Origin of the sequence: Streptomyces roseochromogenus subsp. oscitans DS 12.976, from assembly GCF_000497445.1 — a bacterium.
In the GTDB taxonomy this organism is placed as follows: Bacteria; Actinomycetota; Actinomycetes; order Streptomycetales; family Streptomycetaceae; genus Streptomyces; species Streptomyces oscitans.
This window is the reverse complement of record NZ_CM002285.1, coordinates 7,483,452-7,503,789: the sequence shown is the minus strand read 5'-3', so window position 1 is coordinate 7,503,789 and position 20,338 is coordinate 7,483,452. Positions and strand designations below refer to the sequence as shown.

At 71.2% G+C, this 20,338-nt stretch carries 21 protein-coding genes; 11 read left to right on the top strand and 10 right to left on the bottom strand.

Features of this window, described 5'->3' with window-relative positions:
* Positions 1–116 precede the first annotated feature (116 nt).
* From cobJ to cobC, 4 genes are read left to right on the top strand one after another with little or no spacing between them, the layout of a single operon-like run.
* Entirely contained in the window at positions 117–1,808 is a 1,692-nt protein-coding gene (gene cobJ / locus M878_RS82075) for a precorrin-3B C(17)-methyltransferase (RefSeq protein ID WP_023551688.1), read from the top strand.
* Entirely contained in the window at positions 1,805–2,392 is a 588-nt protein-coding gene (locus M878_RS82070; RefSeq protein WP_023551687.1) for a precorrin-8X methylmutase, read from the top strand. Before cobJ ends, M878_RS82070 begins: the two co-directional genes overlap by 4 nt.
* Positions 2,389–3,330 carry a sirohydrochlorin chelatase gene (locus tag M878_RS82065; RefSeq protein WP_023551686.1) on the top strand — a complete coding sequence of 314 codons (942 nt, stop codon included), beginning with the start codon at positions 2,389–2,391 and terminating at the stop codon, positions 3,328–3,330. Before M878_RS82070 ends, M878_RS82065 begins: the two co-directional genes overlap by 4 nt.
* The gene (gene cobC / locus M878_RS82060; protein ID WP_031226511.1) at positions 3,320–4,384 is read left to right on the top strand and encodes an Rv2231c family histidinol phosphate aminotransferase CobC; all 1,065 of its coding nucleotides are present in this window, start codon (positions 3,320–3,322) and stop codon (positions 4,382–4,384) included. Before M878_RS82065 ends, cobC begins: the two co-directional genes overlap by 11 nt.
* A 226-nt stretch (positions 4,385–4,610) precedes the next feature.
* Here the strand turns inward: cobC and M878_RS82055 are convergent, their stop codons facing one another.
* The 5 genes from M878_RS82055 to M878_RS82035 form a co-directional block, all read right to left on the bottom strand.
* Positions 4,611–5,486, bottom strand: coding sequence for an SCO1860 family LAETG-anchored protein (locus M878_RS82055; RefSeq protein WP_031226509.1), 876 nt, complete (start codon positions 5,484–5,486; stop codon positions 4,611–4,613).
* A 154-nt stretch (positions 5,487–5,640) separates the two neighbouring features.
* The gene (locus M878_RS82050; RefSeq protein ID WP_031226508.1) at positions 5,641–6,732 is read right to left on the bottom strand and encodes an amidohydrolase family protein; all 1,092 of its coding nucleotides are present in this window, start codon (positions 6,730–6,732) and stop codon (positions 5,641–5,643) included.
* Positions 6,733–6,755: 23 nt separating this feature from the next.
* Positions 6,756–7,565 (bottom strand): amino acid ABC transporter ATP-binding protein, encoded by an 810-nt coding sequence (locus tag M878_RS82045; RefSeq protein ID WP_023551682.1) that lies wholly within the window; start codon positions 7,563–7,565, stop codon positions 6,756–6,758.
* Complete coding sequence (locus M878_RS82040; protein ID WP_023551681.1) at positions 7,562–8,395, bottom strand: amino acid ABC transporter permease; 834 nt, start codon at positions 8,393–8,395, stop codon at positions 7,562–7,564. Before M878_RS82040 ends, M878_RS82045 begins: the two co-directional genes overlap by 4 nt.
* 4 nt (positions 8,396–8,399) lie before the next feature.
* Positions 8,400–9,242, bottom strand: coding sequence for a transporter substrate-binding domain-containing protein (locus M878_RS82035; protein ID WP_023551680.1), 843 nt, complete (start codon positions 9,240–9,242; stop codon positions 8,400–8,402).
* A gap of 153 nt (positions 9,243–9,395) precedes the next feature.
* Here M878_RS82035 and M878_RS82030 point away from each other — a divergent pair, with 153 nt between their 5' ends.
* From M878_RS82030 to thpD, 6 genes are all read left to right on the top strand, one after another.
* The gene (locus M878_RS82030; RefSeq protein ID WP_023551679.1) at positions 9,396–10,439 is read left to right on the top strand and encodes a pyridoxal-phosphate-dependent aminotransferase family protein; all 1,044 of its coding nucleotides are present in this window, start codon (positions 9,396–9,398) and stop codon (positions 10,437–10,439) included.
* A gap of 57 nt (positions 10,440–10,496) precedes the next feature.
* Positions 10,497–11,036 (top strand): DinB family protein, encoded by a 540-nt coding sequence (locus tag M878_RS82025; RefSeq protein WP_023551678.1) that lies wholly within the window; start codon positions 10,497–10,499, stop codon positions 11,034–11,036.
* A gap of 266 nt (positions 11,037–11,302) precedes the next feature.
* Positions 11,303–11,821 (top strand): diaminobutyrate acetyltransferase, encoded by a 519-nt coding sequence (gene ectA, locus M878_RS82020; RefSeq protein ID WP_023551677.1) that lies wholly within the window; start codon positions 11,303–11,305, stop codon positions 11,819–11,821.
* A gap of 13 nt (positions 11,822–11,834) precedes the next feature.
* Entirely contained in the window at positions 11,835–13,106 is a 1,272-nt protein-coding gene (ectB, locus tag M878_RS82015) for a diaminobutyrate--2-oxoglutarate transaminase (RefSeq protein ID WP_023551676.1), read from the top strand.
* Positions 13,107–13,148: 42 nt separating this feature from the next.
* Positions 13,149–13,553, top strand: a complete 405-nt coding sequence (locus M878_RS82010) for an ectoine synthase (protein ID WP_023551675.1) — start codon at positions 13,149–13,151, stop codon at positions 13,551–13,553.
* Between the two features lie 6 nt (positions 13,554–13,559).
* Positions 13,560–14,453 carry an ectoine hydroxylase gene (gene thpD, locus M878_RS82005; RefSeq protein ID WP_023551674.1) on the top strand — a complete coding sequence of 298 codons (894 nt, stop codon included), beginning with the start codon at positions 13,560–13,562 and terminating at the stop codon, positions 14,451–14,453.
* 82 nt (positions 14,454–14,535) lie between these two features.
* On the opposite strand, the gene M878_RS82000 is transcribed toward thpD, so the two are convergent.
* The 5 genes from M878_RS82000 to M878_RS81980 form a co-directional block, all read right to left on the bottom strand.
* Entirely contained in the window at positions 14,536–15,597 is a 1,062-nt protein-coding gene (locus M878_RS82000) for an aminotransferase class V-fold PLP-dependent enzyme (protein ID WP_023551673.1), read from the bottom strand.
* 95 nt (positions 15,598–15,692) lie between these two features.
* Entirely contained in the window at positions 15,693–16,415 is a 723-nt protein-coding gene (locus M878_RS81995) for a DsbA family oxidoreductase (RefSeq protein ID WP_023551672.1), read from the bottom strand.
* A gap of 92 nt (positions 16,416–16,507) precedes the next feature.
* On the bottom strand, positions 16,508–17,011 hold the full coding sequence (locus M878_RS81990) for a GNAT family N-acetyltransferase (RefSeq protein WP_023551671.1): 504 nt from the start codon (positions 17,009–17,011) through the stop codon (positions 16,508–16,510).
* Between the two features lie 166 nt (positions 17,012–17,177).
* Entirely contained in the window at positions 17,178–17,786 is a 609-nt protein-coding gene (locus tag M878_RS81985) for a DUF1349 domain-containing protein (RefSeq protein WP_023551670.1), read from the bottom strand.
* Positions 17,787–17,821: 35 nt separating this feature from the next.
* On the bottom strand, positions 17,822–19,351 hold the full coding sequence (locus M878_RS81980; RefSeq protein ID WP_078630459.1) for an aldehyde dehydrogenase (NADP(+)): 1,530 nt from the start codon (positions 19,349–19,351) through the stop codon (positions 17,822–17,824).
* Between the two features lie 164 nt (positions 19,352–19,515).
* On the opposite strand from M878_RS81980, the gene M878_RS81975 reads away from it, so the two are divergent.
* Positions 19,516–20,289 (top strand): IclR family transcriptional regulator, encoded by a 774-nt coding sequence (locus tag M878_RS81975; protein ID WP_023551668.1) that lies wholly within the window; start codon positions 19,516–19,518, stop codon positions 20,287–20,289.
* Positions 20,290–20,338 lie beyond the last annotated feature (49 nt).

Here is a 20,338-nt window from a genome sequence, read left to right as displayed (position 1 = left end):
CTGCAGTCGTCGCGGCTGGCGCCGCTGCCGGGGGATGTGACCCGGCTGGCGGCGACCAATCCTGTGTTTCTGCTCTGGGGTGTGCGAACCCCGGGACTCAGTAAGGGAGTTGACGAGTGATCGGCCTCATTTCCGCCACCGCGGCGGGGGCGGTGGCGCGGGACCGGCTGGCCGCGGCCTGGCCGGACCGGACACGGGTGTACGAGGGTCCCGTCGGGGAGGCGGTGCGGGCCGCGTTCGCCGAGTGCGCGCAGCTGGTGTGCTTCCTGGCGACGGGCGCGACGGTACGGCTGCTCGCGCCGCTGCTCGGCGACAAGACGGCCGACCCGGGTGTGGTGTGCGTGGACGAGGGCGGCCGGTTCGCCGTGTCGCTGGTCGGCGGGCATGGCGGCGGCGCCAATGAACTCGCCGAGGCGGTGGGCGAGTTGCTGGGCGCCGAGCCGGTGGTGACGACCGCCACGGACTCCGTCGGGCTGGCCGGCCTGGACACGCTCGGGCTGCCCTGCGAGGGCTCGGTCGCCCTGGTCTCGCGGGCTCTGCTGGACGGCGAACCGGTCGCCTTGGAGACGGAGTTGCCGTGGCCGCTGCCGCCACTGCCGAACTCGCCGCAGGGGACGTACACCGTCCGGCTGACCGACCGGGACGTCGTACCCGGCGAGCGCGAGGTGCTGCTCCGGCCGCCGTCGCTGGTGGTCGGGGTCGGCGCGTCCAAGGGCGCGCCGGAGGCGGAGATCCTCGGGCTGATCGAGGAGACGCTGCGGGAGGCGGGGCTCTCGGTGCGGTCGGTGACCGAACTCGCCACCGTGGACGCGAAGTCCGAGGAGCCCGGCATCGTGGCGGCCGCCGGGCGGCTGGGGGTGCCGCTGGTGACGTACTCCGCCGGGGAGCTGGCGGCGGTCGAGGTCCCGAACCCGTCCGAGGCACCCCTCGCGGCCGTCGGCACGCCGTCCGTGGCGGAGGCCGCCGCCCTGGTGCGCGGGGGCGAACTGCTCGTACCCAAGCGGAAGTCCACGGCACAGCCCGCCATGGCGACCTGTGCCGTCGTACGACGCCCGGGGCGCGGGCGGCTCGCGGTGGTGGGGCTCGGACCCGGCGCCCGTGACCTGCTCACCCCGCGCGCGGCGGCCGAGCTGCGCCGGGCCTCCGTGCTGGTCGGGCTCGACCAGTACGTCGACCAGATCCGCGACCTGCTCAGGCCCGGCACCCGGGTGCTGGAGTCGGGGCTCGGCGCCGAGGAGGAGCGGGCCCGTACGGCGGTCGCGGAGGCCCGCAAGGGGCAGGCGGTGGCGCTGATCGGCAGCGGGGACGCGGGCGTGTACGCCATGGCCTCCCCGGCGCTCGCCGAGGCCTCGGACGACATCGACGTGGTCGGGGTGCCCGGGGTGACGGCCGCGCTGGCCGCCGGGGCGATCCTGGGCGCGCCGCTGGGCCACGACCATGTCTCCATCAGCCTGTCCGACCTGCACACGCCCTGGGAGGTCATCGAGCGGCGGGTGCGGGCGGCGGCCGAGGCGGACCTCGTGGTCACCTTCTACAACCCGCGCTCCCGGGGCCGCGACTGGCAGCTGCCCAAGGCGCTCGCGATCCTCGCCGGGTACCGGGAGACGACGACGCCGGTGGGTGTCGTACGCAACGCGTCCCGGCCCGACGAGTCGAGCCGGGTGACGACCCTGGCCGCGCTCGACCCGGCGGCGGTCGACATGATGACGGTCGTGACCGTGGGCAACACGGCGACCCGTATCATCGCGGGCCGCATGGTGACCCCGCGCGGCTACCGCTGGCAGGCATCGCAGGAGGAGGCGAAGTGAACCGTGTCGTCCACCCGATCGAGCAGGAGTCCTTCCGGCGGCTGCGCGCCCGCCTGGACACCTCGTCCTTCCCGCCGCTGACCCGGGCGGTGGTGGAGCGGGTCATCCACTCCGCCGCCGACCTGGAGTACGCGACCGACCTCGTGACCGACGAGGGCGACCTGGTGACGGCGCATGCCGCGTTGCACGCCGGCGCGCCGGTCGTCGTGGACGTGGAGATGGTCGCCGCCGGGATCACCCGGCGGGAGACCGTGTGCCGGCTGAAGGACGCCGGGTCCGGTCCCGGGCTGACCCGTTCGGCGCATGCCGTCCGCCTCGCGTACGAGCAGGTGGGGCCCGGTGCCCTCTGGGTGATCGGCTGTGCGCCGACCGCACTGGAGGAGCTGCTCACTCTGGACGCCTCCCCCGCGCTCGTCATCGGCCTGCCCGTCGGCTTCGTCGGCGCGGCCGAGTCCAAGGCCGCGTTGCGCGAGAGCGGGCTGCCCGCCGTGAGCAACGTGTCCGAGAAGGGCGGCTCGGCGGTCGCCGCCGCCGCGCTCAACGCCCTCCTGTACCACCCCGTTTCGTCTGAGGAGACCTCGTGACCACCCCGCCCGCCCTGCTCATCGCCGGACACGGCACCCGTGACGACGCCGGAGCCGAGGCGTTCCGCGACTTTGTGCGGGAGCTCGGGCGCCGCCACCCCGAGCTGCCCGTCGCGGGCGGCTTCATCGAACTGTCCCCGCCGCCGCTGGGCGACGCCGTCACCGAGCTGGTCGAGCAGGGTGTGCGCCGGTTCGCGGCGGTACCGCTGATGCTGGTGTCCGCCGGGCACGCCAAGGGCGACATCCCGGCCGCGCTGGCCCGCGAGAAGGAACGGCACCCGGGCATCTCGTACACGTACGGCCGCCCGCTGGGCCCGCACCCGGCGCTGCTGCGCGTGCTGGAGCGGCGGCTGGACGACGCGCTCGGCGGTACGGCCCGCACGCCCGAGGACCGGGCCGATGTGACCGTGCTGCTGGTGGGACGCGGTTCGACGGACCCCGATGCCAACGCCGAGGTGTACAAGGCGGCGCGGCTGCTGTGGGAGGGCCGTGGGTACGCCGGGGTGGAGACGGCGTTCGTGTCGCTGGCGGCACCGGACGTGCCGAGCGGGCTGGACAGGTGCGTGGCGCTGGGGGCGCGCAGGATCGTCGTCCTCCCGTACTTCCTGTTCACCGGGATCCTGCCGGATCGGGTGCGGCAGCAGACCGAGGGCTGGGCGGCCGCGCATCCGGAGACCGAGGTGCGGTCGGCCGACGTCATCGGGCCCGAACCGGAGCTGCTCGACCTGGTGATGGAGCGGTACGAGGAGGCGGTGAAGGGCGATCTGCGGATGAACTGTGACTCGTGCGTGTACCGGATCGCGCTGCCGGGCTTCGAGGACAAGGTGGGGCTGCCGCAGCAACCGCACTTCCACCCGGACGACGACGGCCACCACGACCATGGGCACGGCCACGGGCACCACCATCACGGGGGGCACTCGCACAGCCATGCGCACTGACGACACCGGCGGGTCCGGGCTCGATCTGCGGCATCACGGGGATGCCGAAGTGCGGGACGACGGGGCCGCGTTGACCGACCTCGCCGTCAACGTGCGCGCGGACACCCCTCCCGTGTGGCTCCGGGAGGAGATCGCCGGCTCGCTGTCGTCGCTCGCGGCCTACCCGGACGGGCGGGCCGCGCGGGCGGCGGTGGCGGCGCGGCACGGGCTGCCGGTGGAGCGGGTGCTGCTGACGGCGGGCGCGGCGGAGGCGTTCGTGCTGCTGGCCCGCGCGCTGAAGGTACGGCGACCGGTCGTCGTACATCCGCAGTTCACCGAGCCCGAGGCGGCGCTCAGGGACGCGGGGCACAGCGTGGACCGGGTGCTGCTGCGGGAGGAGGACGGGTTCCGGCTGGATCCGGCGGCGGTGCCAAAGGACGCCGATCTGGTGGTGATCGGGAATCCGACGAACCCCACGTCCGTGCTGCACCCGGCGGGAGTGGTCGCGCAACTCGCCCGTCCTGGACGGGTGTTGGTGGTCGACGAGGCGTTCATGGACGCGGTGCCGGGTGAGCGGGAGGCGCTGGCCGGGCGGACGGATGTGCCGGGGCTGGTCGTGCTGCGCAGTCTGACCAAGACCTGGGGGCTGGCCGGGCTGCGGATCGGGTACGTGCTGGCTCCTTCGGAGATCATCGCCGAGCTGGAGCGGGCGCAGCCTCTGTGGCCGGTGTCGACACCCGCGCTGGCCGCGGCCGAGGCATGCGTGACGCCGCGGGCGCTGGCGGAGGCGGGGCACGCGGCGCATCGCATCACGGCGGACCGGGCCCATCTGGTGGCGGGGCTGGCGGAGTTCGCCTCACGCGGAGTACGGGTGGTGCAGCCCGCGGAGGGGCCGTTCGTACTGGTCGGGATGGCGGGGGCGGCCGCTGTACGGCGACGGTTGCGTGACCTTGGCTATGCGGTGCGGCGTGGGGACACGTTTCCGGGGCTCGGGGAGGAGTGGGTGCGGGTCGCTGTGCGGGACCGGGGGACAGCGAACGGCTTCCTGAAGGCACTGTCGGCCGCGCTGCCGTAACCGGGGCTCCTCCCCAGACCCCGCCTCGCCCACCCTCCCCACGCTCGGCTGCGCTCGCGCCGGGGACCCCCGTCCCGACTCGGTCGCCTGAAAGGCTCCGTCACGAAGTCGCCCCCTGCCCGCCGGAAAGCGCACGACGCGTTGTCGGCGTCCACGCTCCGGTCCGCCCGGGAAGCCGCTCCCGCCCGGTGGGACGGCCGGGCGGGAGCGGCTTGGGGGCGCGGCGTCAGTGCTTGCGGCGGCGGGCCACCGTCACCGCTCCCCCGCCGGCCAGCACCAGCGCCAGCGCGCCGCCCGCGATGTACGGGGTCGCGGAGCTGCTGCCCGTTTCCGCGAGGTCGGACTTCGAGGCGCCTCCCTGGGGCTTCGGGTCGGCGGGCGGGGCCATCGGGGACTCGCAGGTCGCCTTGGCCAGAGTGACCGTTCCTTCGACGTCGGCCACATTGAGCTTCAACGGGTTGACGGAGACCTTGAGTTCGAGGGCCGTGGCGGCCGCCGTGCGGGTCGTGGTGTCGTGCTGGGCGAGGTCGAGGCGGACCTCGCCGACGCCGGGCACCTTCACCTCGGTCGGGCCGCCCGCGGTGAGCGTGACGCGCTTGCCGAGGACCGTGACCGCGCCGAGGACGTCCGCCGAGGCGGCCGGTGCCTTGCCGGCCTCGCAGGTCGCCTTGGCGGTGACCGTGCCGACCTCGATCAGGGACAGCAGGGGCAGGCCGGGGACATGCAGCCGGGCGTGGACGAGCCGGACCGAGCCCTCGGCGCGCTGCGAGGTCACCGTGGCCTTCGCGGCGGCGACGTCCGCGCCGAGGACGCTGAACGGCTTGCCGCCGGCCACGCCGTCGAGCCGGGCGGACAGCGCGGTCCTGTCGGCGCTGCGCGGTGCCTGGACCTCGTTGAGGGAGACCGCGAGCGGGACGTCGACGGTCTTGTTGAGCAGGGACACGTCGAGCCCGGTGCGCAGGACGACGGCGGAGGCGCGACCGTGGTCGGCGGTCGCGTGCGCGGCGCCCGCGCCCAGGACCGCGGGACCGGCGGCCAGGGCGGTGACCGTCAGGGCGGTGGCGAGACGGCGTGCGGGCATGCGGGAGTTGTTGCTGTTCAAGGTGGTGGGACCCCCAGAGGAAACTTGCTTGGGACCCGTCAACCTTGTACGCACTACGGGTGAACGGTCAGCAATCCACGGTTACTTCACTCATTCGAGGAGGATAGGCACACCTCTTCGAATCGTGAAGCACACGCGTTCCCTTACGCCTCGGCTACTCCACGACTCGCCCGTCGAGCACCACCCGGCGCGGCGCGGCCAGCACGCGCACATCGGCCCGCGGGTCGCCCTCGTACACCACCAGGTCGGCCGGCGCGCCCTCCTCCAGGCCCGGGCGGCCGAGCCAGGCGCGGGCGCCCCAGGCCGTCGCGGACAGGGCGGCCACGGGCGGTATACCGGCGGTGACCAGCTCCGCCACCTCGCCCGCGACCAGGCCGTGGGCCAGTGAGCCGCCGGCATCCGTGCCGACGTACACCGGGATCCCGGCGTCGTAGGCGGCGCGCACGGTGTCGTAGCGGCGTTCGTGCAGCAGGCGCATATGCGCGGACCAGCGCGGGAACTTGGTCTCGCCGCCGGCCGCGAGCTGCGGGAAGGTGGCGATGTTGACGAGGGTGGGGACGATCGCCACGCCCCGCTCGGCGAAGAGCGGGATCAGCTCGTCGGTCAGGCCCGTGGCGTGCTCGACGCAGTCGATCCCGGCTTCGACCAGGTCGCGCAGGGAGTCGGTGGCGAAACAGTGGGCCGTGACCCGGGCGCCGAGCCGGTGCGCCTCCGCGATGCCCGCCTCGACCGCCTCGCGCGGCCAGCAGGCGGACAGATCGCCGAGGTCGCGGTCGATCCAGTCGCCGACCAGCTTGACCCAGCCGTCGCCGCGCCGGGCCTCCTGGGCGACGTAGGCGACCAGGTCGTCCGGTTCGATCTCCCAGGCGTAGTTGCGGATGTAGCGGCGGGTGCGGGCGATGTGCCGGCCGGCCCGGATGATCTTCGGGAGGTCGGGGCGGTCGTCGATCCAGCGGGTGTCGGAGGGCGAGCCCGCGTCCCGGAGCAGCAGGGCGCCCGCCTCCCGGTCGGTGAGCGCCTGCTTCTCGGCGGTGTCGGCGTCGACCGGGCCGTGCGCGTCGAGGCCCACATGGCAGTGGGCGTCGACCAGGCCGGGGAGCACCCAGCCCTCGACGGTACGGATGTCCCGGGCTCCGGCGGGGCGGTCGTAGGACACCCGGCCCCCGATCACCCACAGCTCGTCGCGGACGTCCTCGGGCCCGACGAGGACCCGCCCCTTCACGTGCAGCACGGCACCATCGCTCATGCAACGCACCTTAACGACCTGGGCTAGTCCTTCCCCACCCGGTCGGAGGTCCCCTTCTCCGTCTCCTCCACCTCCTCCTCCACCTCGGCCATCGCCGGGTCGAGGAGACGGGAGAGGAAGTGGCGGGTGCGCTCGTGCTGGGGGTTGCCGATGACCTGCTCGGGGGTGCCGTCCTCGACGATCACGCCGCCGTCCATGAAGACGACCCGGTCGGCGACCTCGCGGGCGAAGCTCATCTCGTGGGTGACGACCATCATGGTCATGCCCTCCCGGGCGAGCCTGCGCATGACCGCGAGGACGTCCCCGACCAGCTCGGGGTCGAGGGCGGAGGTCGGCTCGTCGAAGAGCATGACCTGGGGGCCCATGGCGAGGGCGCGGGCGATGGCCACGCGCTGCTGCTGGCCGCCGGAGAGGGAGGAGGGGTAGGCCTGCGCCTTCTCGGAGAGGCCGACACGGGCCAGGTTCTCGGCGGCGGTCCTCGCGGCCTCGGCCTTGTCCCGCCTGAGGACCCGGCGCTGCGGGAGCGTGAGGTTCTCGGTGACGTTCAGGTGCGGGAAGAGGTTGAACTGCTGGAAGACCATGCCGATCCGGCGGCGTACGGCGTCGATGTCGACGTCGGGGTCCGTCACCTCGGTGCCGCCGACGAAGACCTGGCCCTTGGTCGGCTCCTCCAGCAGGTTGACGCAGCGCAGCAGTGTCGACTTGCCGGAGCCGGAGGGACCGATGACGCAGACGACCTCGCCCTGGCCGATCTCCAGGTCGATGCCGCGCAGGACGTGGTTGTCGCCGAAGGACTTGTGCAGGTCCTGGACGCGGATCTCGGGGTGGTTCACCGGATCTCCCTCTGGGCCTTGGATTCCATACGGCGCACGACGAGGCTGAGCGGGATCGTGATCAGCAGATAGCACAGGCCCGCGACCAGGATCGGCGTGGAGTTCGCGGTCGAGCTGGCCAGGTCGTTGCCGAACTTGGACAGTTCGCGCTCCTCCAGGGTGACGCCGAGGAACAGCACCAGCGAGGAGTCCTTGAAGAGCAGGACGAGTTCGTTGGTCAGCGGCGGCAGGATGATACGGAAGGCCTGCGGCAGGATGATGGAGATCATGGCCCGGGCCGGCGAGAACCCGAGCGAACGGGCCGCCTCCATCTGCCCCTTGGGCACGGCCTGGATGCCCGCGCGGATCGTCTCGGCCATGTAGGCGGCGGAGACCAGTCCGAGGGCGACGGCGACCTTGCCGTAGGTGCCGCCCGGGTACTGGATGCTCGGGAAGGCCAGCGGCACGCCGACGCCGACGAAGATGAAGATCAGCAGCGCGGGCAGGCCGCGGAAGATCTCGATGTAGACGCCGGAGAGCCAGCGGTACGGCCCCACGGACGACAGGCGCATCAGGGCGATGACCATGCCGAGGGCCAGGCCGACGACAAAGCCGGACAGCGTGTACAGCACGGTGTTCTTGAGGGCCACCGTGATGAGGTCCGGGAACAGCTGCCTCGCGATGTGGGCCTGCGCGAACTGGTTCTGCAGCCGGCCCCAGTCCGCGGTGACCGCGAAGGCGATCACCGCGGCGACGAAGACGGCGTACTGCGCCGCACGCGAGAGCCGGCGCTTCTGCCGACGGGTCAGCCCGGTCTTCTTCGGCTGGATATGTGTGTCCGTGTCGGTCATGGGGTCAGGAGGCGGCCGGGGCGGCGACGGAGGCGTTGTAGGGGCCGATCCACTGCTCGTAGATCTTCTTGTACGTGCCGTCGGCCTTGGCGCCCTTGAGGGCCTTGTTGACGGCGTCGAGCAGGGCCTTGTTGCCCTTCTTGACCGTGAAGCCGTACTGCTCGCCGGTCTTGAGGTTGTCGACGACCTTGAACTTGTCGGCGTTGGCCTTGTCCTTCAGCCAGCCCTGGACGACCGGGTAGTCGATGATGACGGCCTGGACCTGTCCGGTGCGCAGGCCGTTGAGGACCGCGTCGGAGGAGGCGAAGGAGACCGGGTCGAAGCCCTTGCTCCTGGCGTAGTCCTCGCCGGTGGTCTGCGCCTGGGCGCCGAGCTTCTTGCCCTTGGCCTTGACGTCCGCGAGCGAGTTGACGCCGCTGCTCCTGTCGACCAGGACGGCCTGGGTGGCCTCGAAGTACGGGTCGGAGAAGTCGACGTTCTTCTTGCGCTCGGCGGTGATCGTCATGCCGGCGGCGGCCAGGTCGCACTGGCCGGAGTTCAGGAAGGCACCGGTCTTGAAGTTCTCGAACGGCGTGTCGAGGATCTGCTGCTTGACGCCGAGGTCCTTGGCGACGAGGTCGATGAGGGAAACGTCGAAGCCCTGCACCTTGCCGTTGATCTCCGACTGGAACGGCGGGTACGGCAGGTGGGTGCAGGTGGTCAGCTGACCGGCCTTGGCGAGGTGGACCCCCTTGACGGTCGTCGGGCCGCTCCCCGAGCCGCTGGAGGAGCAACCGGCCACGAGCACGAGCCCGGCCGTCGCGGTGGTGGCTGCCAGAAGGCGGGTCCGGCGTCCGAGCGTTTTCATGGGGGATCTCCGTCTGGGGGACCTTGTGCGGGAACTATGGGTTCCGATTATAAGGAAGAGTTTGAGTCTCTCAAACCAAACCGATGGTTTCGGGGCCATTGGACCTAAGATCAAGGGAGTCCCGACCGCCGTGAACGAAGAGAGAGCACCGCCGTGAGCCACCCGTTCCTCGATCTGCCCCCGCTGAGTGCCGAGCGCTTCGCCGCCATCGAGGACGGGATCGCCCGACTGCTGGACACCCGCCAGGACGTGCTGATCACCCAGGGTGAGGCGCTGCTGCCGCTGGAGGGCGCAATCCGCGCGGCGGCCGGCCCGGGCACGGTGGCCCTGAACGTGATCACGGGACCGTACGGCCAGACCTTCGGCAACTGGCTGCGCGATTCCGGTGCGACCGTGTACGACATCTCCGTCCCCTTCCATACGGCGGTGACCGCCGCGCAGGTCCGGGAGGCCTTCGCCGAGCACCCGGAGATCGACTTCGTGTCGCTGGTGCACGCGGAGGCGGCGACCGGCAACACCAACCCGGTCGCGGAGATCGGCGAGGCGGTACGGGAGCACGGTGCGCTCTTCTACCTGGACGCGGTCGCCTCGGTGGGCGCGGAGCCGGTACTGCCGGACGCGTGGGGCGTGGACCTGTGCGTGATCGGGGCGCAGAAGGCGATGGGCGGACCGGCGGGTGTGTCGGCGATCTCGGTGAGCGAGCGGGCCTGGACCCGGATGGCGGCGAACCCGCACGCGCCGCGCCGCTCCTATCTGTCCCTGCTGGACTGGAAGGAGCGCTGGATCGACGCCGGCCGCGTGGTGCTGCCGCACGCTCCGGCCCAGTTGGAGATGCTGGCGCTGGAGGCGTGTCTGGAGCGGATCGAGTCGGTGGGGCTGGACGCGGTGATGGACCGGCATCGGCGCGCCGCACAGGCCACGCGGGCCGGTGCGGTGTCCGTGGGCCGGGGGCTTGAGCCGTATGTGTACGAAGCTTGCGATGCCGCGCCGGTGGCTACGACACTGCGGGTGCCGTCGGGGGTGGTGGCGTCGGAGCTGGTGGCTCGGGCACTGGCGAGTGATCCCGCGCTGCCGCTGGCCGCGGGTGGGGGTGCGTTGGCCAAGGAGATGATCCGGGTCAACCACTACGGGGCGGACGCTTCGACGGAGACGGTGCGGAGGTGTCTGGCGGCGATCGGGGAGGCACTCGGCGTTTGACACCTGGTCGCGATGGTCGGCGGCGTTGTTGTCAGTGGCCCGTGCCATCCTCCCTGCATGACCGACGACACCACACCCCAGCCCCCGCGCACCCTCCCCGACGGCCGCCCCGTCCCCCCGATGACCGGGCCCGAGCGCGCCATGCTGGAAGGCTGGCTGGACTTCCACCGGGCCACCCTGGAACTGAAGTGCCGGGGACTGGACGACGCGCAGGTCCGGCTCACCTCGGCGGAGCCGTCTTCGCTGACCCTGCTGGGGCTCGTCCAGCATCTCGCCGAGGTCGAGCGGAACTGGTTCCAGCGGGTGCTCGCCGGGCTGGACGTGCCGCGGGCGTTCGAGGAGAGGACGGGGTGCGGGCTCGATCCGGAGCGTGGGCTGGAGGACGCGCTGGCCGTATGGCGGGCGGAGATCACGCGCGGCCGGGAGCTGCTGGCCGAGCGGGATCTGGCGGACACCGGACGGATCGTCGACGAGCCGATGACCGGTGTCGAGGTCAGTGTGCGCTGGGTGCTGATGCACCTCATCGAGGAGTACGCCCGGCACAACGGCCACGCCGACATTCTGCGTGAACGAATCGACGGAACCACCGGTACCTGAATTCAATTTAGCTTCACAATTCCCGCTAATTCCCTGGACGATAGCTTCCCGTTTTCTTCTGCCCGCTTTTCGCGAGGCTAAACGGGGGAGTTTTCCAGCGGGTTTCTGGCGAGGCCTTGACGATCCACTTACTGTGACGCACTCCACATCAGAGTTGATTTGTCCAGGTTTGCCATGGGGTAATTCGGACATTTCACGGTGTCCTCTGTGCGGCACAGCGAGGGCGCCCGTGCATTTCTCAATTCACCTCGCTAAATTCGTGCCGCATGACTGCCGCACCCGCAGACCTTCTGATCGACCAGCCGGCGGTGACCGACGGAGCCGCGCTCTGGCGTCTCGCCAAGGACTCGAAAACCCTCGACTTGAACTCCTCGTACAGCTATCTGCTGTGGTGCCGGGACTTCGCCGGCACCTCGGCCGTGGCGCGCGGTGCGGACGGGGAGCCGGTCGGATTCGTCACCGGCTATGTGCGGCCGGAGCGCCCCCGCACCCTGCTCGTCTGGCAGGTGGCCGTCGACTCCGGCCACCGGGGCCTCGGCATCGCCGCCGCGCTGCTGGACGCGCTGACCGCACGGCTCACCGCCGAGCGCGGCATCACCGACGTGGAGACGACCATCACCCCCGGCAACACCGCCTCCGAGCGGCTGTTCACCTCGTTCGCCGACCGGCACGGGGCACGCCTGGAGCGTGCGGTGCTGTTCGCCGCCGAGCTGTTCCCCGACGGTCCGCACGACCCCGAAGTCCTTTACCGCATCGGCCCGTTGACCCCCTTCACCTCGCATTGAGGAGCGATTCACCGTGACCATCACCCAGCCCGACCTCAGCGTCTTCGAGACCCTCGAGTCCGAGGTGCGCAGCTACTGCCGCGGCTGGCCCACGGTCTTCGACCGCGCGCAGGGCAGCCGGATGTACGACGAGGACGGTCATGTGTACCTCGACTTCTTCGCCGGTGCCGGCTCACTCAACTACGGCCACAACAACCCCGTACTCAAACGGGCGTTGATCGACTATCTGGCGCGGGACGGGGTGACCCACGGCCTGGACATGTCGACCACGGCCAAGCGGTCCTTCCTGCAGGCCTTCCAGGATCTGGTGCTGCGCCCGCGCGATCTGCCGTACAAGGTCATGTTCCCGGGGCCGACCGGCACCAACGCCGTGGAGTCGGCGCTGAAGCTGGCCCGGAAGGTGAAGGGCCGCGAGGCCATCGTGTCGTTCACCAATGCCTTCCACGGGATGTCGCTGGGCTCGCTCGCCGTGACCGGCAACGCCTTCAAGCGGGCCGGCGCCGGGATCCCGCTGGTGCACGGCACGCCGATGCCGTTCGACAACTACTTCGACGGCACGGTCCCTGACTTCCTGTGGTTCGAGCGCCTCCTGGAGGACCAGGGCTCCGGTCTGAACAAGCCCGCCGCGGTGATCGTGGAGACCGTGCAGGGCGAGGGCGGCATCAACGTCGCCCGGCCCGACTGGCTGCGCGCGCTGAAGGATCTGTGCGAGCGGCAGGACATGCTGCTGATCGTCGACGACATCCAGATGGGCTGCGGCCGTACCGGCGCCTTCTTCTCCTTCGAGGAGGCGGGGATCGCGCCGGACATCGTCACGGTGTCCAAGTCGATCAGCGGGTACGGGCTGCCGATGTCGCTGTGCCTGTTCAAGCCCGAGCTGGACGTGTGGGAGCCGGGCGAGCACAACGGCACCTTCCGGGGCAACAACCCCGCGTTCGTCACCGCCACCGCGGCGCTGGAGACGTACTGGGCCGACGGCTCGGCCATGGAGAAGCAGACCCGCGCCCGCGGTGAGCAGGTCGAGCAGGCGCTGATCTCCATCACCGAGGAGAACCTCGCCGATGTGAAGGAGTACCGCGGCCGCGGTCTGGTGTGGGGCATGGAGTTCCACGACAAGGACCGGGCCTCGCGGATCGCCCGGCGGGCCTTCGAACTCGGGCTGCTCATCGAGACGTCCGGACCGGAGGGCGAGGTCGTCAAGCTGCTGCCCGCCCTCACCATCACCCCCGACGAGCTGGACGAGGGCCTGCGCGTCCTCGCCCGTGCCGTCCGGGAAACCGCCTGAACCGTACTGACGGCACGACCGACCAGGAGGAAGAGCACCACCGTGATCGTCCGATCGTTCAAGGACATCGAAGGCACCGACCGGCACGTCAAGGCGAAGTCCGGCACCTGGGAGAGCAAGCGGATCGTCCTGGCCAAGGAGCGGGTCGGCTTCTCCCTGCACGAGACCATCCTCTATGCCGGGACCGAGACGTCGATGTGGTACGCCAATCACATCGAGGCCGTCGTCTGCACCCAGGGTGAGGCCGAACTCACCGACCGCGAGACCGGGGAGACGTACATCATCACGCCCGGCACCATGTACCTCCTCAACGGGCACGAGCGGCACACGCTGCGCGTCAAGGAGGACTTCCACTGCATCTGCGTGTTCAACCCGCCCGTGACCGGCCGGGAGGACCACGACGAGAACGGCGTCTACCCCCTGCTCACCGAGCCCGAGGAGGTGTGAGAACCCATGACCACTGCCGACGTCACCGATCTCTACCCGACCCGCGGCACCACCGAGGTGACCGTCCCGCGTCAGGACCCGGTCGTCTGGGGTTCCCCGGACACGCCGGGCCCGATCCCCACGGCCGATCTGCAGGGGTACGACCGTGACGGCTTCCTCGCCATCGAGCAGCTGATCACCCCGGACGAGGTCGAGGTCTACCGGCGCGAGCTGGAGCGGCTGGTCACCGACCCGGCGATCCGCGCCGACGAGCGCTCCATCGTCGAGCCGAAGTCGAAGGAGATCCGCTCGGTCTTCGAGGTGCACCGGATCAGCGAGGTGTTCGCGAACCTGGTGCGCGATGAGCGGGTGGTCGGCCGGGCCCGGCAGATCCTCGGCTCGGACGTGTACGTCCACCAGTCCCGGATCAACGTCAAGCCGGGCTTCGGCGCGAGCGGCTTCTACTGGCACTCCGACTTCGAGACCTGGCACGCCGAGGACGGTCTGCCGAACATGCGCACGGTGTCCGTCTCCATCGCCCTGACGGAGAACCACGACACCAACGGCGGCCTGATGATCATGCCGGGCTCGCACAAGACGTTCCTGGGCTGTGCCGGTGAGACGCCCAAGGACAACTACAAGAAGTCGCTGCAGATGCAGGACGCGGGCACGCCGTCCGACGAGGCGCTGACCTCGCTGGCGAGCGCGCACGGCATCCGGCTGTTCACCGGCAAGGCCGGCTCGGCGACCTGGTTCGACTGCAACTGCATGCACGGCTCCGGCGACAACATCACGCCGTTCCCGCGCAGCAACGTCTTCATCGTGTTCAACAGCGTGGAGAACAAGGCGGTCGATCCGTTCGCGGCGCCGGTGCGCCGGCCGGACTTCATCGGGGCGAGGGACTTCACTCCCGTCCGCTGAACCCATGGGTCACTGAACCCACACGCCAGGGGCCTCCACCACCGTGGTGGAGGCCCCTGGCGTGTGTCACACATGAGCGGGCTCAGCCGGCCAGGGCGTTCAGCAGACGGTCCACGTCCGTCTCGGTGTTGTAGAGGTGGAAGGCGGCACGGAGGTTGCCGGCGCGGTTGGAGACCTCGATGCCGGCGCGGCTCAACTCCTGCTGGCGGGCGCCGAGTCCGGGGACGGAGACGATCGCCGAGCCCGGGGCGGGCACCGGCTCATGGCCGAGGGCGGTGAGTCCGCCGCGGAAGCGGTCGGCGAGGCGCACGGCGTGCTCGTGAACCGCGGACGCCCCGATCTCCTCCAGCAGTTCGAGGGAGCCGCGCAGTCCGGCGTAGGTGAACAGGGCGTGGGTGAGGTCGAACCGCCGTGCGGAGTGGGCGAGTTCGGTCACCGGGCCGTAGCAGCTGTCCCACGGTGCCTCGGCCGCGACCCAGCCCGCGAGCAGCGGAGTGAGCCCGCCGAAGTCCTCGGGGACGGTGAGGAAGGCCGCGCCGTGCGGGCCGAGCAGCCACTTGAAGGAGACGGTGGCGGTGAAGTCGTACTGGGACGCGTCCACCGGGAGCCAGCCGACGCACTGGGAGAGGTCGACGTAGGTGCGGGCGCCGTGCGCGCGGGCGGCCTCGCGCACCGCGGGCAGGTCGGCGAGCCGCCCGTCGGCGGACTGGACGGCGCTGACCGCGACGAGCGCGGTGCCCGGGCGGACGGACTCGGCGATCCGCTCCAGCGGGACCGAGCGCACCTTGAGGTCGCCGCGGACGTGGAACGGGTTCAGTACGGAGGTGAAGTCCTCCTCCGCGGTGAGGACTTCGGCACCCGGGGGCAGCGAGAGGGCGAGCACGCCGGTGTGCGCGGCGACCGAGGCGCCCGCCGCGACCCGAGTGGCCGGGACACCGGCCAGCCGGGCGTACTGCTCCCGGCAGATCTCCACGTCCTCGTAGAGCGGGAGCAGCGGGCGGCCCTCCGCCCGCATCAGCGCCGCCTCGTGCAGGGCTGCGACGGCGCGGGCGGGCAGCAGGCCGTTGCTCGCGGTGTTCAGGTAGCTGGTCTGCGGGTGGAACTCGGCGCGGACGAGGCTGTCGAACGTCTCCGTGGTCTCCATGGGACCACTCTGCGTCCCAGGGAACTACCCGTCCATTGCTGATTTTTACGTGGTTCCCCTTAGGACCGCTTATAGGACCGCTCCGGCCTGCGGTTTCAGCCCTGCTGCGGTACCGCGCACCCGTCGGGACCGCAGGTCCCGGCGTCCTCCCCCTGCGCAACCAGTCGCAGCTGGGAATGCTCGCCCCAGGCCTGGGCCAGCGCCCGGGTGAAGACCTCGGCGGGCTGGGCGCCGGAGACGCCGTACTTCCGGTCGAGGACGAAGAACGGCACGCCGGTCGCGCCGAGCTGGGCGGCCTCGCGCTCGTCGGCGCGGACCTCGTCGGCGTAGCGGGACGGGTCGGCGAGCACCGCGCGGGCGGCCTCCGCGTCCAGTCCGGCCTCGGCGGCCAGCTCCACCAGGCGCTCGTCGCCCTCGGTGAAGACGGACCGCTCCTCGGCGAAGTTCGCCCGGTACAGGAGCTGGATCAGCTCGTCCTGCCGGCCCCGCTCCTTGGCGAAGTGCAGCAGGCGGTGCATGTCGAAGGTATTGCCGTGGTCGCGGCCCCGGGTGCGGTAGTCCAGGCCCTCGGCGGCGGCCTGGGCGCCCAGGTTGTCCTCGCCGGCCTCGGCCTGCGCCTCGCTCATGCCGTACTTCCTGGTCAGCATGGTGATCACCGGCTGGACGTCACCCTTGGCCCGGCCCGGGTCCAGCTCGAAGGAGCGGTGCACCACCTCGACGTCGTCGCGGTGCGGGAAGGCAGCCAGCGCCTTCTCGAAGCGGGCCTTGCCCACGTAGCACCACGGGCAGGCGATGTCGCTCCAGATCTCGACGCGCATGTCTTCGGCTCTCTCCAGGTCGTACGGGCGCGGAGGCTCTCTCCTGCCGGTACGTGAACGTTCAAACAGCCGCGTTCATTCCCGGGCACGGCTCACTGGCCGGGCACGGAGAAGCACAGGAAGAGGTGGTGGTCGCCCTCGGCGGGCGGGTTCTCCGGATCCGGGATCCAGCCCTGGCGGGCGTAGAAGCCCTGGGCACGCCGGTTGTCCGTATGCACGTCGAGCACGGCCGTGCGCTTGCCGTCGGCCCGCCACTCCTCCACGCAGGCCGCGTGCAGGGCCGTTCCGACACCGGCGCGCCAGTGGCCGGGGTCGACGTGGAACTGGAACAGCTTGACCGTGTCGGCGGGTGCGCCCTGCGGAGTGCGGAAGGAGGCGATGCCGGCGATCCGGCCCTGGGCGACGGCGCACAGCACATGGCCGTCCGGGCGCTCGATGGCGCCGCGCCAGGCCTCGGCCCAGTCGAAGTCGGCCTGCGGGAGCCCGTCCGGGTAGTACGTCGAGCGGGCCCGGACATGCAGATCGGCGATGGTCTCGGCTTCGGCGGGCAGGGCGGTGCGGATCACCAGGGCGCCGGTCACACGTTCACTGATCATGCAACGGAGGACGTGACGGCACCGCCTGTGGTTCCGTGTCGATCTTTACGCCTCCGGGGCGCCACAGTCGTGTCAGACAGCCACTGGCCGTCGCCGGTCTGCTCGTGCCGGCGTACGTCAGCGCCGGTACGCCCCCGGCCCTGGCGGCCGGAGTGTTCGTTCGCGCTCAGCTTCCGTCTCGGAGGTCGGCCGGCCAAGCGGTCCTGAACCGGAGGCGATCGTAGGTGACCACGCACCCCTCCCCCAGCGGCGACTGGGTCATGAAGCCGACCAGCGCGGCGCCGGTCTCCTTCTCGTCGCCGAGGGTGAACAGCCGGACGAAGGTCCACCGCTCGCCGTCCCGCGAGGCGTGGAAGGCGAAGGCCCGCCCGGTCCGGCTGATCCGCAGCCACACCGAACTCCCTTCCACCGTGAAGGAGTTGCAGTCGTCGGAGTGCCCCCGGGTGACCACCGTGCAGACGGTGGGCACGTCCGGGGAGTACTCCAGACACAACTTGGCCCAGGCCCGGTCACCGACATGGACGTACAGCACGCCCGCGTCGAAGGCGGCGCCGAACCCCACGGTGACCCGCGCGATCAGCTGGAAGTCCCCCTCCGGCGCCCCCAGCAACCGCGGCGCGTCCGAGGCGGGATCCAGGGCTTCCCCGGTAGGCGTGACGAAACGGTCCTGCCGGGGCCCGGCCCACCCGGTGAGCACACCGTCCTCGTACGACCAGTGGCCATCGGGCCCGTAGGTACGGAGAGGGAAGGGAATGTCGGGGAGTTCCACGTCCATGGTCCGATTGTCGCAAGAGAAGATGTGAGCCCGGGCTACCGCTCCAAGACCCCGTTGAACCTCCGGGGAAGCCCCAGCGGATTCTCGTCGCGAAGTTCCTTCGGCAACAGCGCGGCGGGCGCGTTCTGGTACGCCACCGGCCGCAGCCACCGCTCAATGGCCGTACCGCCCACGGAAGTCGACGTGGAGGTCGTCGCCGGGTACGGCCCCCCGTGATGCTGCGCGGGCGCCACCGCGACCCCCGTGGGCCACGCGTTCACGACCACGCGCCCCGCCAGCGGAGTCAGCTCGGCGAGAAGCCCGGGTCCCCGCCCCTCCCCGGCGGCCTCCTCGGCCGACAGCTGAACGGTTGCCGTCAGGTTGCCCGGCAGACGCGACAGCACCGCCGCCGCCTCCCCCTCGGAGGAATAGCGGGCCACTACGGTGACCGGCCCGAAGCACTCCTCCAGCAGCAGGTCGTACGCCCCCTCCTCGGCCAGTTTCTCCGCCGGCACCGAGAGGACCCCCGCACTGACCGTGTGCTCGCCGCCCGCGCCGGGTGTGACGGGCGAGTCGACCTCCTCCAGACGGGCCCGCTCCCGGACGCCGGCGACGAAGTTGTCCCGCATCCGGTGGTCGAGCAGAACACCCGCCTCGGTGTCACTGACCGCGTCGGTGAGGGACTTCACCAGCCGGTCGCCGCCCGCGCCGGACGGCACCAGCACCAGCCCGGGCTTGACGCAGAACTGTCCGACGCCGAGCGTCATGGACGCGGCGAGCCCGACACCGATCGTCTCACCGCGCTCGGCGGCGGCGGCCTCCGTCACCAGCACCGGGTTCAGCGACCCCAGCTCGCCGTGGAACGGAATCGGCACCGGACGCGCCGCCGCCGCGTCGAACAGCGCCCGCCCGCCCCGTACCGAACCGGTGAAACCCGCGGCGGCGACCAGCGGGTGCCTGATCAGCTCGATGCCCGCCTCGAAGCCGTGCACGAGGCCGACGACGCCCTCGGGGATGCCGTGCTCGGCGGCGGCCCGGCGCAGCACCTCGGCGACCAGCTCGGACAGGGCCGGGTGGTCGGGATGGGCCTTGACCACGACCGGACAGCCCGCGGCCAGCGCGCTCGCGGTGTCGCCGCCGGCGACGGAGAAGGCGAAGGGGAAGTTGGAGGCGGAGTAGACGGCGACGACGCCCAGCGGGACCTTGTAGCGGCGCAGGTCAGGGATGGGCGGGGTCGCGGTGTCGTCGGGGTGGTTGACGATGACGTCGAGGAAGGCGCCCTCGTCGACGATGTCGGCGAAGGCACGCAACTGGTATCCGGTCCGGGCCAGTTCGCCGGTCAGCCGGACCGGGCCGAGGGCCGTCTCGGCGTCGGCGGTCTCGATCAGGCCGTCCCTGGCCGCGTCCAGGCCCGCGGCGGCCGTGCGCAGGAAGGCGGAGCGCACCGCACGGTCGGCGAGGGCGCCGCGCGCGGCGTGCGCCGCCCGGACCGCGGCGTCCACCTCCTGGGCTGTGGCCTCCACCGCAACCTGCTCCCGCTGCTTCCCGGTACGCGGGTCGACACTCCAGACTGGTGCTGCTGTCACCGCGGGTCCCCTCCAGACAAGGCCGCACTACTGGGTCACCCATCAGCCGCGTTCGATATACTGAACACTGTCTCTGATGATGAATGCTGCTCGGAGACTACATATCTGGGTCCTCAAATATCCAGGGTCCTCGTCGAACGAGGCGAACGAAGGGGTCAAGGGCGATGACGGCAGCCGACGCAGGGGGCGGAGCGCAGGTCAAGTCCGCGGTGCGGACCGTTGAGCTGCTGGAGTACTTCGCCGGCCGGCCCGGTATGCACTCCCTTGCGGCCGTACAGGAGGCCGTCGGGTACCCCAAGTCCAGCCTGTACATGCTGCTGCGCACCCTCGTGGAGCTGGGCTGGGTGGAGACGGACGCGACCGGCACGCGGTACGGCATCGGGGTGCGGGCGCTGCTGGTCGGCACGTCGTACATCGACGGCGACGAGGTGGTGGCCGCCGCGCGGCCCACCCTGGACCGGCTCTCGGACGACACCACGGAGACCATCCACCTGGCCCGGCTCGACGGCACCAACGTCGTCTATCTGGCCACCCGCCAGTCCCAGCACTATCTGCGCCCCTTCACCCGGGTGGGGCGCCGGCTGCCGGCCCACTCCACCTCGCTCGGCAAGTCGATCCTCGCCACGTACAGCGACGAGCAGGTGCGCAAGCTGCTGCCGGAGACACTGCCCGCGCTGACCGAGAACACCATCACCGACCGGGAGAGGCTCATCGAGGAGCTGCACCAGGTGCGGGAGCAGGGCTTCGCCGTCGACCGTGAGGAGAACACGCTGGGGCTGCGCTGCTTCGGCGTGGCGATCCCGTACCGCACCCCGGCCCGGGACGCGATCAGCTGCTCGGTGCCGGTGGCCCGGCTGACGCCCGCCCATGAACAGACGATCAAGGACGCCCTGTTCGACGCCCGCGACCGGCTGACGCTGGCGACGCGCCGGCTGTAGGCACGGCACCACGCATCACGCCGGGTGCCGCGTCCGCCCCGGCGCCCGG